13 protein-coding genes and 2 tRNA genes are annotated in these 13,800 nt (G+C 45.1%); 1 reads left to right on the forward strand and 14 read right to left on the reverse strand.

Going from position 1 to position 13,800, the window contains the following annotated elements; genetic code table 11:
• Positions 1 to 24: 24 nt before the first annotated feature.
• The 13 genes from rpsO to rlmE all read right to left on the reverse strand — a co-directional run bounded on the left by rpsO (position 25) and on the right by rlmE (position 12,584).
• On the reverse strand, positions 25 to 294 hold the full coding sequence (gene rpsO, locus R7O13_RS16430) for a 30S ribosomal protein S15 (protein WP_005380094.1): 270 nt from the start codon (positions 292 to 294) through the stop codon (positions 25 to 27).
• A 141-nt stretch (positions 295 to 435) separates the two neighbouring features.
• On the reverse strand, positions 436 to 1,389 hold the full coding sequence (gene truB, locus R7O13_RS16435) for a tRNA pseudouridine(55) synthase TruB (RefSeq protein ID WP_017820421.1): 954 nt from the start codon (positions 1,387 to 1,389) through the stop codon (positions 436 to 438).
• A complete protein-coding gene (gene rbfA / locus R7O13_RS16440; protein ID WP_005380087.1) occupies positions 1,389 to 1,784 on the reverse strand; it encodes a 30S ribosome-binding factor RbfA in 396 nt (131 codons plus the stop codon). Before rbfA ends, truB begins: the two co-directional genes overlap by 1 nt.
• Positions 1,785 to 1,898: 114 nt before the next feature.
• Positions 1,899 to 4,610, reverse strand: a complete 2,712-nt coding sequence (gene infB / locus R7O13_RS16445; protein ID WP_005380086.1) for a translation initiation factor IF-2 — start codon at positions 4,608 to 4,610, stop codon at positions 1,899 to 1,901.
• Positions 4,611 to 4,632: 22 nt separating this feature from the next.
• Positions 4,633 to 6,120: a transcription termination factor NusA gene (gene nusA / locus R7O13_RS16450; protein WP_005380084.1), complete on the reverse strand. Its 1,488-nt coding sequence runs from the start codon at positions 6,118 to 6,120 to the stop codon at positions 4,633 to 4,635.
• Between the two features lie 36 nt (positions 6,121 to 6,156).
• The gene (gene rimP, locus R7O13_RS16455) at positions 6,157 to 6,612 is read right to left on the reverse strand and encodes a ribosome maturation factor RimP (RefSeq protein ID WP_005386424.1); all 456 of its coding nucleotides are present in this window, start codon (positions 6,610 to 6,612) and stop codon (positions 6,157 to 6,159) included.
• A gap of 225 nt (positions 6,613 to 6,837) precedes the next feature.
• Positions 6,838 to 6,914, reverse strand: a tRNA-Met gene (locus R7O13_RS16460).
• Positions 6,915 to 6,970: 56 nt separating this feature from the next.
• Positions 6,971 to 7,054 (reverse strand) — tRNA-Leu (locus tag R7O13_RS16465).
• A 16-nt stretch (positions 7,055 to 7,070) separates the two neighbouring features.
• Positions 7,071 to 7,409 carry a preprotein translocase subunit SecG gene (gene secG / locus R7O13_RS16470; protein WP_005380080.1) on the reverse strand — a complete coding sequence of 113 codons (339 nt, stop codon included), beginning with the start codon at positions 7,407 to 7,409 and terminating at the stop codon, positions 7,071 to 7,073.
• Positions 7,410 to 7,629: 220 nt separating this feature from the next.
• Positions 7,630 to 8,970: a phosphoglucosamine mutase gene (gene glmM, locus R7O13_RS16475; RefSeq protein WP_005388992.1), complete on the reverse strand. Its 1,341-nt coding sequence runs from the start codon at positions 8,968 to 8,970 to the stop codon at positions 7,630 to 7,632.
• A 19-nt stretch (positions 8,971 to 8,989) separates the two neighbouring features.
• The gene (gene folP, locus R7O13_RS16480) at positions 8,990 to 9,820 is read right to left on the reverse strand and encodes a dihydropteroate synthase (protein WP_017820419.1); all 831 of its coding nucleotides are present in this window, start codon (positions 9,818 to 9,820) and stop codon (positions 8,990 to 8,992) included.
• Positions 9,821 to 9,872: 52 nt separating this feature from the next.
• Positions 9,873 to 11,846, reverse strand: a complete 1,974-nt coding sequence (ftsH, locus tag R7O13_RS16485; protein ID WP_017635895.1) for an ATP-dependent zinc metalloprotease FtsH — start codon at positions 11,844 to 11,846, stop codon at positions 9,873 to 9,875.
• 108 nt (positions 11,847 to 11,954) lie between these two features.
• Complete coding sequence (rlmE, locus tag R7O13_RS16490; RefSeq protein ID WP_005388985.1) at positions 11,955 to 12,584, reverse strand: 23S rRNA (uridine(2552)-2'-O)-methyltransferase RlmE; 630 nt, start codon at positions 12,582 to 12,584, stop codon at positions 11,955 to 11,957.
• Between the two features lie 138 nt (positions 12,585 to 12,722).
• Here rlmE and yhbY point away from each other — a divergent pair, with 138 nt between their 5' ends.
• Positions 12,723 to 13,019: a ribosome assembly RNA-binding protein YhbY gene (gene yhbY, locus R7O13_RS16495; protein ID WP_005380066.1), complete on the forward strand. Its 297-nt coding sequence runs from the start codon at positions 12,723 to 12,725 to the stop codon at positions 13,017 to 13,019.
• A gap of 84 nt (positions 13,020 to 13,103) precedes the next feature.
• On the opposite strand, the gene greA is transcribed toward yhbY, so the two are convergent.
• Positions 13,104 to 13,577, reverse strand: coding sequence for a transcription elongation factor GreA (gene greA, locus R7O13_RS16500; RefSeq protein ID WP_005380065.1), 474 nt, complete (start codon positions 13,575 to 13,577; stop codon positions 13,104 to 13,106).
• Positions 13,578 to 13,800 lie beyond the last annotated feature (223 nt).

Below are 13,800 nucleotides of genomic sequence, written 5' to 3' on the forward strand. Positions count from 1 at the left end.
GACAAACTGCTATGCAGTCGCTGATTAGCGACGTAGGCCTAGACGTTTGATTAGGTCTTGGTAGCGAGCTAGGTTTTTACCTTTTAGGTAATCTAGAAGCTTACGACGACGAGAAACCATGCGTAGAAGACCACGACGGCTGTGGTGATCGCCTTTGTGCGCTTTGAAGTGACCTTGTAGGTGGTTGATAGAAGCTGTAAGTAGAGCTACTTGAACTTCTGGTGAACCAGTGTCGCCTTCGCCTTGTGCGTATTCTGCAACGATTGCTGCTTTAGTTTCTGCATTCAGAGACATAATTCTCTCCTAATAAGAGTAGGTTTAAAGTTGTAGCAGCCAATCTCTGATTCAGCCGCTACGCGAAGCGCGGATTATAGGGAAATTTCCTATCTCGTGCAATATAAAAATACCGACACTCAGGTCGGTATTTTCAATCATTTACTTGGATGCAACGTCATCTCGGAACACGACCAATCGCTTAGGAGCGATTTTGCCATCTTCGTTCATTTCGCCAACGCCAATAAACAAGCGTTCTTCACCCATAGTAAGGCGAAGTGAGCCCTCTGTCGGAGCACCAAATACTTGAACGGGCTGCCCATGTTGGACCATATCCGCCAGTTCAGGCACCAAGTTGACTTCTGGTAAGTCTTCTACCGCTGTATCCATTGGCAAAAGCAGTGGGTCCAGTAGTTCTCGAGGCGCTCGTTCCTCGCGGTGAGCTTGCTCTAGCAACTCATTTAGTTGCTCAAGTGTTACCATATTCTCGTAAGGGTATTTAGCAACACCAGTACGACGAAGCATAGTTACGTGCGCACCACAACCTAACATTTCGCCCAGATCATCAACGATAGTACGAATATAGGTACCTTTAGAGCAGTGCACTTCCATCTCTACTTCATCGCCTTCAAAACGGTGAAGAACAATCTCATATACCGTGATCTTACGAGATTCACGCGGAACTTCGATGCCTTTACGAGCGTATTCATACAAGGGTTTACCTTGATACTTCAACGCAGAGAACATGGAAGGCACTTGATCAGATTCACCACGGAACTGATCGATGCACGCTTCTAGCTTGTCTAACGTAACATCGACTGGACGCGTCTCTACAACTTCACCATCCGAGTCAGACGTATTGGTACGTTCACCCAGCTTTGCGATCACACGGTAGCGTTTATCAGAATCAAGAAGAAACTGAGAAAATTTTGTCGCTTCACCCAAGCAAATTGGCAGCATGCCTGTCGCTAATGGGTCCAAGGCTCCAGTGTGGCCTGCTTTCTCAGCAAAGTAGATTCGCTTTACTTTTTGCAGTGCATCATTGGAAGAGATACCTGTTGGTTTGTCCAACAGTATAACGCCATTAATTGGACGACCTTTACGACGACGAGCCATTATTCTTCGTCCTCACGACCAGAATCTTTTTGCTTTTGTTTGTCTGAACTAACGACTTCAGACACTAGGTTAGACATACGCATACCTTCAACAAGCGTATTGTCATAGTGGAAGCGGATTTCTGGCGTTAAACGTAGACGAATACGCTTACCTAACATCATGCGAATGTGCACTTCGTGCTCACGTAGCGCTGCTAGACATGATTCAGGTGTTTGCTCACCCACACACAGGAAGGTCACAAATACTTTTGCGTAAGCTAGGTCACGAGAGACTTCTACGTCTGAGATCGTCACCATGCCAAGGCGAGAGTCACGAACTTCACGTTGAAGGATCATCGCTAGTTCTTTTTGCAGCTGCTGTGCAACGCGCTGCGTGCGGCTAAATTCTTTTGACATATCTTTACTCTTATATAGAAAGAATGGGGGGTTGGTCAAAGCCAGCCCCCCATGGTGTATTCAACAACCAATTACTACTTATCTTTCAAAGACAATATTAGTAATTTTAGTCAATTAGTCTAGAGTACGTTTAATTTCAACGATTTCGAAGACTTCGATTTGGTCACCAACGCGAACATCATTGTAGTTCTTAACGCCGATACCACATTCGTAGCCATTCTTAACTTCTTGAACGTCATCTTTGAAACGACGTAGTGACTCTAGTTCACCTTCGTAAATAACAACGTTATCACGTAGTACACGGATTGGGTTGTTACGCTTGATCACACCTTCTGTAACCATACAACCAGCGATAGCGCCCAGTTTCGGTGACTTAAACACGTCACGAACTTCAGCAAGACCAATGATCTCTTGCTTGAATTCTGGAGCAAGCATACCGCCCATTGCTTGTTTCACTTCGTCAATCAATTGGTAAATGATTGAGTAATAACGTAAGTCAACAGCTGCGGCTTCAACAGCACGACGAGCAGAAGCATCTGCACGAACGTTAAAGCCAAGGATGATTGCGTTTGAAGCTTCCGCTAGTACTACGTCAGTTTCCGTAATACCACCAACACCAGAACCAACGATGTTCACTTTAACTTCGTCAGTAGATAGCTTAACTAGTGAGTCTGCGATTGCTTCTACAGAACCTTGAACGTCTGCTTTAAGTACAACGTTAAGTTCAGCAACTTCACCAGCAGTCATGTTAGAGAACATGTTCTCTAATTTAGATTTCTGCTGACGAGCAAGTTTCACTTCACGGAACTTACCAGCACGGTAGTTAGCTACTTCACGCGCTTTACGCTCGTCACGAACTACTGTTGCTTCATCACCTGAAGATGGTACACCTGAAAGACCTAGGATCTCTACAGGGATAGATGGGCCAGCCGAAGTAATTTCTTTACCTAGCTCATCACGCATTGCACGAACACGGCCGTATTCTTGACCACAAAGAACGATGTCGCCTTTGTTTAGTGTACCTGATTGAACAAGTACTGTTGCAACTGGACCACGACCTTTATCTAGGCGAGATTCAACAACAACACCAGATGCCATGCCTTCAGCTACAGCTGTAAGTTCAAGAACTTCAGACTGAAGAAGGATTGCTTCTAGAAGACCATCGATATTTGTACCCTGTTTAGCAGAGATGTGAACGAACATGTTCTCACCGCCCCACTCTTCAGGAATAACGTCGTATTGAGCAAGCTCGTTCTTAACGTTATCTGGGTTCGCGTCTTCTTTATCGATCTTGTTCACAGCAACAATTAGAGGAACGCCTGCCGCTTTCGCGTGCTGAATCGCTTCTACTGTTTGTGGCATTACGCCATCGTCTGCTGCAACTACAAGAACAACGATATCTGTCGCTTGAGCACCACGAGCACGCATTGCAGTAAACGCTGCGTGTCCAGGAGTATCAAGGAACGTGATCATGCCGTTGTCTGTTTCAACGTGGTACGCACCAATGTGCTGAGTAATACCACCCGCTTCGCCAGAAGCAACGTGTGTGCGACGGATGTAGTCAAGTGTTGACGTTTTACCGTGGTCAACGTGACCCATGATAGTAACAACTGGAGCACGTGGAACTGCTTCCGCGTTAGTGTCACGGTCAGATAGTACCGCTTCTTCCAGTTCGTTCTCTTTACGAAGAACTACTTTATGGCCCATTTCTTCAGCAACAAGTTGTGCTGTTTCTTGGTCGATCACTTGGTTGATAGTCGCCATAGCGCCCATCTTCATCATTACTTTGATAACTTCTGTCGCTTTAACCGACATCTTGTTAGCAAGTTCTGATAGAACGATCGTTTCGCCAATTACAACGTCTTGCTTAGCAACCGTTGCTGACTTATCAAACCCGTGCTGCATTGAAGTCGGCTTAGCAAGTTTGCCCTTACGACCTCTACCGCCACGTTGGTTGTTACGGCCACCGCGAGCTTGGTCGTCTTTACCCGAAGCTGCTTTTTTCTTCTTACGACGACCGCCTTCTACTTTGCGATCTGCTTCATCTTCGGCTTCACGTGCGTATTGTGAAGTCGTTACATGGTAATCTGTATCTTCCATATCACCCTTTTTCTCTTCTGCAGCAGACCAACGCTCTTTATTCTTTTCAGCCAATTCGCGAGCTTCTTCAAGCTTGCGCTGACTTTCCTCTTCAGCCTTACGCTTAGCTTCTTCTTCCTGACGACGTTTAAGCTCGTCGGCCTCTTTTCGCGCTGCTTCTTGCTTAATTTTCTCTTCAGCATCACGCTTTGCTTTTTCTTCAGCATTACGTTGTGCATTCGTATCTACGTCTCGCTTCGCTTTTTCTTCAGCTTCACGTTTCGCTTTTTCTTCCGCTTCACGTTTTGCAGCTTCTTCAGCTTCACGTTTCGCAGCTTCTTCAGCTTCACGTTTTGCAGCTTCTTCTGCTGCACGTTTTGCTGCTTCTTCTGCTTCACGTTGTGCTGCTTCTTCAGCTTCACGTTTCGCTTCATCTTCAATTGTGCTGCGCTTCACGTATGTACGTTTTTTGCGCACCTCAACCTGAACATTCTTACTCTTACCACCACCCGCGTTCACACTAAGTGTACTACGAGTTTTACGCTGAAGCGTAAGGCGAGTCGGCTCTGAATCACCTGATTTATCACCGTGTTCTTTCTTTAAATGAGAGAGAAGCTTCTGCTTCTCTTCATCAGTAACATTGTCAGAGCTCGCCTTTTTAATGCCAGCGTCAGCAAGTTGTTCAATCAAGCGGTCGACTGGCGTACCAATCTCATCACTCAGTGCTTTAACTGTTAATTGTGTCATGCCGCTTCCTCCTTGCCGAAAATTATGCTTCTTCGCCGAACCAACAGATGTTACGTGCGGCCATAATTAGCTCACCTGCACGTTCTTCGGTCAGGCCTTCGATACCTTCTAAATCGTCAATACCTTGGTCAGCAAGATCTTCCAGTGTCGCTACACCTTTCGCTGCCAATTTAAATGCCATCTCACGCTCAAGACCTTCAAGTGCAAGTAGGTCCTCAGCTGGTTCTAGACCTTCAAAAGACTCTTCTTGTGCTAGTGCGATCGTCGTTAGTGCATCTTTTGCACGTCCACGAAGCTCTTCGATTAGTTCTTCATTCAAACCATCGATTTCTAGTAGCTCGTTAACTGGCACGTATGCGATTTCTTCTAGCGTTGAGAAACCTTCTTCAACAAGAAGTTGAGCGAAGTCTTCTTCAATATCTAGGTACTTCATGAAGTTTTCAATAGATGCTTGTGATTCTTCAGCGTGTTTCTTCTGAAGATCAGCAACTGTCATAACATTCAGTTCCCAACCGGTTAGTTGAGATGCTAGACGCACGTTTTGACCGTTACGACCAATAGCTTGCGCTAGGTTGTCAGCTTCAACTGCGATGTCCATTGAGTGTGCATCCTCATCAACGATGATAGAAGCAACATCAGCTGGCGCCATTGCGTTGATAACGAATTGAGCTGGGTTATCATCCCAAAGAACGATATCGATACGCTCACCACCAAGTTCGCCAGAAACAGCCTGTACACGTGCACCACGCATACCAACACACGCACCTACAGGGTCGATACGTTTGTCATTTGTTTTGACAGCGATCTTAGCACGAGAACCAGGATCACGTGCTGCGCCTTTCAGCTCGATAATATCTTCTGCGATTTCAGGCACTTCAACACGGAACAGTTCTGCCAACATTTCTGGCTTAGAACGAGTGATGAACAATTGGAAACCACGTGCTTCAGGCGCGACTTTGTAAAGAAGGCCACGTACGCGGTCGCCTGGACGGAAGTTTTCACGAGGAAGTTGGTCATCACGCAGGATTACCGCTTCAGCGTTATTACCAAGATCAAGCACGATTGTGTCACGGTTTACTTTTTTCACGACACCAGTGATTAGATCACCCTCATTGTCGATGAACTGTTCAACGATTTGTGCGCGCTCAGCTTCACGAACTTTTTGAACGATAACTTGCTTAGCAGTTTGAGTCGTAATACGGTCAAACGTTACTGATTCGATTTCGTCTTCTACGTAGTCGCCAAGCTCGATTGAGTCATCTTCGTATTGCGCTGCTTCTAGTGAGATCTCTTTTGTAGGGTTCTCAACGTCATCAACAACTAACCAACGGCGGTAAGTTACAAATTCACCGGTTTTACGGTCAATGGCAACACGTACGTCGATTTCGATTTCGTATTTTTTCTTTGTAGAAGTTGCTAGAGCAATCTCAAGAGCCTCAAAGATACGCTCACGAGGTACCGCTTTTTCGTTCGATACCGCTTCTGCTACCGCTAAAATTTCTTTACTCATTGTATTTAGCCTCTAAGCTTAAACTTTTTTAGGGAACTAAAATTTAGGGATCAGGTTAGCTTTGGAAATGTTACTTAGAGCAAACTCTTCTTGCTGACCGTCTACAGTAATTGTCACTGTTTCGCCATCAACACCGTGGATAATACCTTTCCACTTACGACGGTTTGCTACAGCCATTTTCAATACGATGCTGACCTCGTGACCAATAAATTGCTCGTAATGTGCTGCTTTAAAAAGTGGTCTTTCTAAACCTGGAGAAGACACTTCTAGGCTGTAAGCAACAGAAATTGGATCTTCAACGTCTAAAACTGCACTAACTTGGTGGCTAACTTCTGCACAGTCGTCTACGTTAATACCATTTTCATGGTCAATGTAGATACGTAACGTTGAGTGCGCGCCTGCACGAATGAATTCTAATCCAACTAACTCATAACCTGATGCCGCTACTGGCGCGTCAAGCATTTCAGTAAGTTGTCTTTCTAAACCAGTCATTTAACCACTCCAGAAACAAAAAAAGGGCTCAGAGCCCAATCAAAAAACCAAGCAGTATCTGAGCTATTTCAAAAAGCTCAGATAACAAAAAACCCCGATAGTCGGGGTTTTATGCTGCTGGACCCTGATACGTTAAGAATAGCCAACAATTGCTTTTCTTAACTCGTAGTGTGGTTAGCACTACGCAAACTTGCCAATCTACGATTTCCTTTTAAAGAAAGAGATTGGTTGCGGGGGCCGGATTTGAACCGACGACCTTCGGGTTATGAGCCCGACGAGCTACCAAGCTGCTCCACCCCGCGTCCGACTTGCTGAGCATTATACTCGCAAACAAGTGATTTACAAGTTTGTAAATACATGGTGCCGAGAGAGGGACTCGAACCCTCACACCTAAGGCACTAGCACCTCATGCTAGCGTGTCTACCAATTTCACCATCTCGGCATCAAAACCTTACAGCTTATTGAGGAATTTCATCACCCGCAGGGGCAGGAACTTCACTCGCTGCATCCTTAACTTGTTCAACAACTGGTTGACCTAACGTTGGGTCTACCCATTGTGATTCAGTCTGGTGCGTAGACATACGACCAAGTAACAAGCTAACGATAAAGAATACGGTTGCTAAAATAGCAGTTGTTCGGGTTAAGAAATTACCTGAGCCGCCAGCACCAAACACTGTGTTTGAAGCACCAGCACCGAACGAGGCTCCCATATCTGCGCCTTTACCTTGTTGAATCAACACAAGGCCAATCACACCAAGCGCTGCCAACAGGTAAATCACAAGTAGAACTGAAAACATTTTTTCCACCTATGTTCCAAATTGTTGAGCCAGCGCCGTTCAAAAGAATAAATCATAATGAACAAGGCTAGCGACCTCCTAACGGGAGGCGGAGCAATACTAGCGAAAGCCAGTAACGCTGACAAGGGAAAATTAGTAAAAAATCAATGCCAATGCGTTAAGCGCTCAAAAAAAGGGCAAAAGACGCCCTTTTCATTCAAGACATGCTTTAACGCAATGATTAACAACTTGCTTTAACAGCCTCAGCGATTTTCAATGCTGAGTGTTGAACTAGTTCACCATCTTCTCCTTCCACCATAACGCGGATCAAAGGCTCAGTGCCAGACTTACGCAGCAATACACGCCCTTTATCACCAAGTGTCGCCTCTACTTCAGCGACAGCATTTAATACAGCTGTAGCTTCAAGAGGGTTACTTTCTCCTGAGAAACGGACATTTTCTAAAACCTGAGGATATAATGTCATTCCTTGCGATAGTTCATATAAAGACATATCGCTGCCAATTACAGAAGCAAGTACTTGAAGTGCAGCAACAATCGCATCGCCGGTTGTGACTTTATCTAATAAGATCACATGGCCTGAGTTTTCAGCACCAATTTTCCAACCTTTTTCTAGCAGTTGCTCCATGACATAACGGTCACCAACAGCAGCACGTACAAACGGAATGCCTAGCTGCTTTAAACCATTTTCCATACCCAAGTTAGTCATTAGTGTACCAACAACACCACCCTTTAGCTCACCACGACGAAGTGCATCACGAGCGATGATATAAGCAATTTGGTCACCATCAACTTTGTTACCTAGGTGGTCGACCATAATGATGCGGTCACCATCACCATCAAATGCGAGACCAAGATGCGCTTGCTCTTCAACAACACGCTGTTGAAGAGCTCGTACGTCTGTTGCGCCCACTTTTTCATTAATGTTGATGCCGTTAGGCTCTACGCCCATAGCGATAACTTCTGCCCCAAGTTCTTTGAAAACATTTGGAGCGATGTGGTACGTTGCACCGTGCGCACAGTCTACTACGATCTTAAAGTTCGCAAGGCTCAACTCAGATGGGAAAGTACTCTTACAGAATTCGATGTAACGACCAGCTGCATCATTTAGGCGGGTTGCTTTACCAAGCTCAGCAGACTCCACACATTCAATTTCTTTATCTAACTCAGCTTCGATCGCCAATTCGATATCGTCAGGTAGCTTAGTACCCTCAGAAGAAAAGAATTTAATGCCGTTGTCGTAATATGGGTTATGTGATGCAGAAATCACAATACCAGCCTCGGCACGGAAAGTCTGAGTTAAATATGCCACAGCTGGAGTTGGCATGGGACCAGTAAATGTTGCTTTAAGTCCCGCAGCTGCAAGGCCAGCCTCTAGTGCAGATTCAAGCATATAACCTGAAATACGTGTATCTTTACCTATAATAACTTTCTTTGTGCCTTGTTTCGCTAGTACACGACCAGCAGCCCAGCCAAGCTTAAGTACGAAGTCTGGAGTGATTGGGTATTGTCCTACTTTACCGCGCACACCGTCAGTACCAAAGTAACGTCTTTCATTCGACATAAACTTTCCTTTATTATTTTTAAATATTGTTTTTCGTCATCTCAACAACTTTCATCGCTTCGATTGTCTCTTCAAAGTCATGCACGCGAATGATCTGCGCGCCTTTCATCGCGGCAATCGTAGCACAAACGACACTTGCGTTCGTACACTCTGCCGCTGGCTTGTCTAACAGTTTGAAGATCATGGATTTACGAGACATGCCAGCCAAAATAGGCAGGCCGAATTCATGAAACTTTTCAAGATGAGCAAGCATATGATAATTGTGTTCGATTGTTTTGCCAAAGCCAAACCCAGGATCGAGAATCAGTTGAGATTTATCAATCCCTGCTGCTTCACACGCCGCGATACGTTCTTCTAGAAAAGCCGACACGTCCCCCATTAAATCATCATAATGAGGGTCAACTTGCATGGTCCTAGGCTGACCTTTCATATGCATCAGACAAATTGGAAGGTTTGCTTCTGCTGCGACTTCCAGAGCACCTGGCTCTTGCAGCGAGCGGATGTCATTGATCAAATCAGCCCCAGCATCAATTGCTTGACGCATCACTTCTGCTTTACTGGTGTCAACGGAAATCCATACATCATATTTTTCACGAATGGCTTTGATTACTGGGACAACACGCCTAAGCTCTTCTTCCAAAGACACATCCGGTGCACCAGGTCTTGTTGATTCACCACCAACATCAACAATACTTACACCAGCCTTTATCATTTTATCAACTTGAGCAAGAGCAAGTTCAATTGAGTTGTATTTACCGCCATCCGAAAAGGAATCCGGTGTCACATTTAGAATGGCCATGACATGTGGACGCGAAAGGTCCAAAGATTTGTTATTTGCTGTAATCATCATCATAAACACAAAAACCCCGAGATAACTCGGGGTTTAATATTATCGATACTCTTTATTCAGAGTCTTTCTTTTCAGGCGCTTCGTTAGAAGTTGTTTCAGAAGAGCTAGGCTGTTCTGCATCTTTCGCAGTCTCCGTTGCTTCTTCTTTAACTTCTTGCTTTGCTTGAGGCTTGTCGCTGTCTTCTGGTTTGCTTGCTGAGTTATCACTCCAGCCCGCAGGCTCACGAATTTCAGCTTTGCGCTCCATTAAGTCATCAATCTGGCGAGCATCAATGGTTTCATACTTCATCAGCGCATCTTTCATCGCATGCATGATATCCATGTTCTCTTGAAGAATCTTCTTCGCACGATCGTAGTTGCGGTCAATGATCTGACGAACTTCGTCATCAATCAACTTCGCTGTATCGTCAGACACATGTTTAGTCTGAGTTACACTACGCCCTAAGAACACTTCGCCTTCATCTTCTGCATACAGCAGAGGGCCAAGCTTTTCAGAGAAACCCCATTGAGTAACCATCTTACGAGCAATATCTGTTGCGCGCTCGATATCATTAGAAGCACCGGTTGATACTTTGTCAGCACCGTAGATAAGTTCTTCTGCTAAACGACCACCGTACAAGCTAGAAATCATTGATTCTAGGTGTTGGCGAGACATACTCACGCGGTCCTGCTCTGGAAGGTACATTGTTACACCCAACGCACGACCACGTGGAATGATAGACACTTTGTACACTGGATCGTGTTCAGGAACCAAGCGACCAACAATCGCGTGACCCGCTTCGTGGTATGCGGTTGACTCTTTCACTTCCTCAGACATCACCATTGAACGGCGCTCGGCACCCATCATGATTTTGTCTTTCGCCAGTTCAAACTCAACCATAGAAACGTTGCGCTTGTTACCACGCGCAGCAAACAGGGCTGCTTCGTTAACTAAGTTTGCTAGGTCAGCACCAGAGAAGCCTGGAGTACCACGCGCGATGAGAGAAGGCTCTACATCACCCGCTAGAGGGACCTTACGCATGTGAACTTTTAGGATCTGTTCACGGCCACGTACATCTGGAAGACCAACTACCACTTGGCGGTCAAAACGACCAGGACGCAGTAGCGCAGGGTCTAGCACGTCCGGACGGTTAGTCGCAGCGATAACGATAATACCTTCGTTACCTTCGAAACCATCCATCTCAACGAGCATTTGGTTTAGTGTTTGTTCACGTTCATCATGACCACCACCAACACCTGCGCCACGTTGACGACCTACCGCATCGATCTCATCGATAAAGATGATACAAGGTGCGGCTTTCTTTGCTTGTTCAAACATGTCACGCACACGAGATGCACCAACACCAACGAACATTTCTACGAAATCAGAACCAGAGATAGTAAAGAATGGTACTTTCGCCTCACCGGCAATGGCTTTCGCTAGAAGCGTTTTACCCGTACCTGGAGGACCAACCATTAGAACACCCGTTGGAATCTTACCGCCCAGCTTTTGGAAGCGGCTTGGATCGCGTAGGTAGTCCACCAGCTCTTTCACGTCTTCTTTTGCTTCGTCACAACCTGCAACGTCAGCAAAAGTTGTCTTGATTTGTTCTTCGCTCATCATTCGAGCTTTGCTCTTACCAAAAGACATGGCGCCTTTACCACCGCCGCCTTGCATTTGACGCATGAAGAAAATCCATACACCAATTAGTAAGATCATTGGGAACCAAGAGATGAAGATAGTACCCAGCAAGCTTTGCTCTTCTGGAGGCGTGCCTTGTACTTTCACGTTTTGGTTAATTAGGTCATCTAGAAGCTTTTGGTCATACACTGGCATGTAAGTGACCATTTTGGCACCGCCGCCACGACGAACAAAGCTAATTTCACCGTCTTTAAAAGTTGCTTCTTGAATCTGGCCTTGGCCAACTTCCTGTACAAACGTGGTGTAATCCACGGTTCTGCCATTGCTTTCTCCAGGGCCAAAGCTCTGGAATACCGACATCAATACGACGGCGATAACAAGCCACAGAATTAAATTTTTTGCCATGTCACTCAAGGTGTAAGCCTCTCGATAACTAATTGTAATTAAAGGTAGGGTACTACAGTTCATTAACTGTAGCTATAGTGTTAACACGCTCTCAAGAGAGCAAAATGGTTAACCTTTGTAACCAGTGGCTACGACGAAGACCTCTCGAGAGCGAGCTCGCGATGAGTCTGGTTTTCTAATTTTTACGGCTTTAAACATGTCTCGGACTTCTTTCACATACTGATCGAAGCCTTCCCCTTGGAAAACCTTTACGACAAAGCTACCATTAGGCGCTAGAACTTGTCGACACATATCTAAAGCTAATTCAACTAAATACATAGCGCGAGGTTGATCAACAGAATTGTTTCCCGCGATGTTAGGCGCCATATCAGACATTACTACGTCTACCATGGAAGGTTGGATCCTTTCTAGCAAAGCTTCCAATACCGCATCATCACGAAAGTCGCCTTGTAAAAAGCTAACGCCAGCAATCGGGTCCATAGGAAGCAAGTCACACGCGATGATCTGACCACTGTCCCCTACTATCTTAGCAGCATATTGAGACCATCCGCCCGGCGCAGCCCCCAAGTCGACGACTGTCATTCCAGGCTTTAACAATTTATCTTTCGTTTGAATCTCATCGATCTTGAAATAAGCACGTGAGCGGTAGCCTTTTTTTCGGGCTTCATTCGCGTATTTATCATCAAAGTGTTCTTTCAACCAACGACCAGAACTAGCCGAATGTTTTTGTTTACTCATTTTAATCCCAACAAGGCACAAATTGGAGCTATTGTTTTAATAGGCGCTACCTATTACTCAATAAATTATAGTCTTCAGCAATAGATGGCGTTAAAATAGCTTTTTTCAACCCTTATTTTAAAGAAAATTGGCCGCGTAATGAACCTAAGCACCAAACAAAAGCAGCACCTTAAAGGCCTAGCTCACAGTTTAAAACCTGTTGTGCTAATGGGCGCAAATGGACTTACAGAAGCCGTGCTAGCAGAAATTGAAATCGCTCTTAACCATCACGAACTTATCAAAGTAAAAGTTGCTTCGGAAGATCGTGAAACAAAACAGCTAATCATCGACGCTATCGTACGTGAGACGGGCGCTGAAAAAGTTCAGACTATTGGTAAAGTGCTTGTGCTATACCGCCAGTCTGAAGAGCGTAAAATCGAAATCCCTCGTAAGTAACTCTACTTACGTTGCTGAAGAAAAAAGGTCGCCTAAGGCGACCTTTTTGCGTTTTATCAGAGTAGTAATGCTACTCCAAACGACTTAGATATATTCTACTCGGTCAATTTCGAAGTCTTTCGCGCCACCCGGAGTTTGAATAGCAACTTCATCGCCTTCCATCTTACCAATCAGGCCACGAGCAATAGGTGAGCTCACTGAAATGCGACCTGCTTTGATATCGGCTTCGTCATCACCAACGATTTGGTACGTTTTTTCTTCTTCGGTGTCGATATCAATCAAGGTTACGGTTGAACCAAAAATAACTTTACCCGTGTTCTCCATCTTCGTTACATCAATAACTTGAGCAACTGACAGTTTGTATTCAATGTCACGGATTTGTGCTTCACAAATGCCCTGCTCTTCACGAGCGGCGTGATATTCAGCATTCTCTTTTAAATCACCTAGCTCACGAGCTTCAGCAATTGCCTCTGAGATCTGAGGACGTAGTTTAAGTAGACGATCGAGTTCTGCACGTAGCTTTTGCTCGCCACGTAGTGTCATTGGAACTTTTTCCATTTTATAACCTCAAGCCCAAATGGGTCTTTGGACAAAAAAAAGCCCACCCTGTCATAGGACTGGGTAGTGCGCTTAAAGATGTATTTCGTTTAGTGTAAACAAACTCCCGGACGAAATCATCTTAATTCGAAAGACAGCAAGACTATGCCTTTTCGGCATAATGATATAACTCACTTTTAGAGCGGTTCTAGGGCGAATCACCTTCTCAATTTATTGAAAAACA

The sequence above is a fragment of the Vibrio sp. Y176 genome, assembly GCF_033438945.1.

Excerpts from the sequence above, each read along its gene's own strand:
- rpsO (WP_005380094.1), bottom strand. The coding sequence starts at position 294 with ATGTCTCTGAATGCAGAAACTAAAGCAGCAATCGTTGCAGAATACGCA.
- truB (WP_017820421.1), bottom strand. The coding sequence starts at position 1,389 with ATGGCTCGTCGTCGTAAAGGTCGTCCAATTAATGGCGTTATACTGTTG.
- rbfA (WP_005380087.1), bottom strand. The coding sequence starts at position 1,784 with ATGTCAAAAGAATTTAGCCGCACGCAGCGCGTTGCACAGCAGCTGCAA.
- infB (WP_005380086.1), bottom strand. The coding sequence starts at position 4,610 with ATGACACAATTAACAGTTAAAGCACTGAGTGATGAGATTGGTACGCCA.
- nusA (WP_005380084.1), bottom strand. The coding sequence starts at position 6,120 with ATGAGTAAAGAAATTTTAGCGGTAGCAGAAGCGGTATCGAACGAAAAA.
- rimP (WP_005386424.1), bottom strand. The coding sequence starts at position 6,612 with ATGACTGGTTTAGAAAGACAACTTACTGAAATGCTTGACGCGCCAGTA.
- secG (WP_005380080.1), bottom strand. The coding sequence starts at position 7,409 with ATGTTTTCAGTTCTACTTGTGATTTACCTGTTGGCAGCGCTTGGTGTG.
- glmM (WP_005388992.1), bottom strand. The coding sequence starts at position 8,970 with ATGTCGAATGAAAGACGTTACTTTGGTACTGACGGTGTGCGCGGTAAA.
- folP (WP_017820419.1), bottom strand. The coding sequence starts at position 9,820 with ATGATGATTACAGCAAATAACAAATCTTTGGACCTTTCGCGTCCACAT.
- ftsH (WP_017635895.1), bottom strand. The coding sequence starts at position 11,846 with ATGGCAAAAAATTTAATTCTGTGGCTTGTTATCGCCGTCGTATTGATG.
- rlmE (WP_005388985.1), bottom strand. The coding sequence starts at position 12,584 with ATGAGTAAACAAAAACATTCGGCTAGTTCTGGTCGTTGGTTGAAAGAA.
- yhbY (WP_005380066.1), top strand. The coding sequence starts at position 12,723 with ATGAACCTAAGCACCAAACAAAAGCAGCACCTTAAAGGCCTAGCTCAC.
- greA (WP_005380065.1), bottom strand. The coding sequence starts at position 13,577 with ATGGAAAAAGTTCCAATGACACTACGTGGCGAGCAAAAGCTACGTGCA.